Here is a 1,257-nt window from a genome sequence, read left to right as displayed (position 1 = left end):
GAACTCCAGCCTTCCAAGCTGGTAGCGTGGGTTCGATTCCCATCACCCGCTCCATACTTAACATCAGTTAACCGCCATAGGGCGGTTTTGTTGCGTTTAAAGGCAAGCTGGTCTGCTTGAGGAATCGGACAACGACTACTTTTCGAGCGGAGGATGCTGCCAAAGTAAAGTAATCCTGCGATTTTACAGTATTTATTTGGCTCCAGGCAGCTAATCAAGAGGATTCCTGCAAAAGTGCCGTTTTTTGTCAGTCTAATCGTCATTTTGAACGCAATAGTGGGAAATTGATGGAGATTTGCAGGAATTTCTTGTACCGAAAAGTTTAGCGGCGAGAATGCTGCAATTTTGCAGGCTTTAGCAGCTGTGGAACGTAACAGAGGGCCCTTATCATCAGGGAACGAGGATGAGAGCATCTTTGGGAACGTACGGCCAGCCAATTCGTGCATCGCAGGAGGCGGGCGTAATTGCTTGACCATCATGATAAAACCCGATCGGCGAATGCTCGAATCGGGTTTCGTGTTGAGCATGGGTACTCTAATTATGCCGGATCTAATGGTTTGAAAATGACTCGGAGAATGAGCATCCGGGATTATGGGGAAGTTGGCATGGGAAAAGGTTACACGGGAATGAAAATGCTTCCAGGCTGCTGACTTGTGGTTCGGTTTCTATCTGTACTCAAAAATTGGCATCAACTCATTGTTGATACTCGGCAGGAAATATGTTATTATATTTACGTTGTGCAATAATAAACAACATGCAACAAAAAACATACAATATACATGATGCGGACATAGCTCAGTGGTAGAGTATCGCCTTGCCAAGGCGAGGGTCGCGGGTTCGAATCCCGTTGTCCGCTCCAGAATAAATGCGCCCTTAGCTCAGCCGGATAGAGCGTTTGACTACGAATCAAAAGGTCGGGAGTTCGAATCTCTCAGGGCGCGCCACTTTTTCAATAAATGGATACATACATCGGGACGTAGCTCAGCTTGGTAGAGCACCTGGTTTGGGACCAGGGGGTCGCATGTTCAAATCGTGTCGTCCCGACCATTTTTTTGCGGGTGTAGTTCAATGGTAGAACTCCAGCCTTCCAAGCTGGTAGCGTGGGTTCGATTCCCATCACCCGCTCCATCCTCTACATTCTGCGGGAAGAGATGTTGAAATTCAACGCAGGTTGTGGTATAATGATTAATGTTGTAAAATAATGCGGACATAGCTCAGTGGTAGAGTATCGCCTTGCCAAGGCGAGGGTCGCGGGTT

1 protein-coding gene and 4 tRNA genes are annotated in these 1,257 nt (G+C 47.4%); 4 read left to right on the top strand and 1 reads right to left on the bottom strand.

The annotated features are described in order from the left end of the window. Nucleotides 1-479, bottom strand: a 479-nt coding sequence (locus DQX05_RS30450; protein ID WP_147385259.1) for a hypothetical protein, incomplete at its 3' end; no start/stop codon positions are given. A gap of 305 nt (nucleotides 480-784) precedes the next feature. Between DQX05_RS30450 and DQX05_RS30115 the strand changes: the two genes are divergently transcribed. The 4 genes from DQX05_RS30115 to DQX05_RS30100 all read left to right on the top strand — a co-directional run bounded on the left by DQX05_RS30115 (nucleotide 785) and on the right by DQX05_RS30100 (nucleotide 1,128). Beyond that, nucleotides 785-859, top strand: a tRNA-Gly gene (locus tag DQX05_RS30115). Between the two features lie 8 nt (nucleotides 860-867). Beyond that, nucleotides 868-944: transfer RNA gene (locus tag DQX05_RS30110), tRNA-Arg, on the top strand. A gap of 26 nt (nucleotides 945-970) precedes the next feature. After that, a tRNA-Pro gene (locus DQX05_RS30105) sits at nucleotides 971-1,047 on the top strand. Nucleotides 1,048-1,054: 7 nt separating this feature from the next. Then, a tRNA-Gly gene (locus DQX05_RS30100) sits at nucleotides 1,055-1,128 on the top strand. Nucleotides 1,129-1,257: the final 129 nt, after the last annotated feature.

The sequence above is a fragment of the Paenibacillus thiaminolyticus genome, from assembly GCF_003591545.1.
Classification (GTDB): Bacteria; Bacillota; Bacilli; order Paenibacillales; family Paenibacillaceae; genus Paenibacillus_B; species Paenibacillus_B thiaminolyticus_A.
Note: the sequence above shows the minus strand (reverse complement) of the source record. Positions and strands in the feature narration are given on the sequence as shown.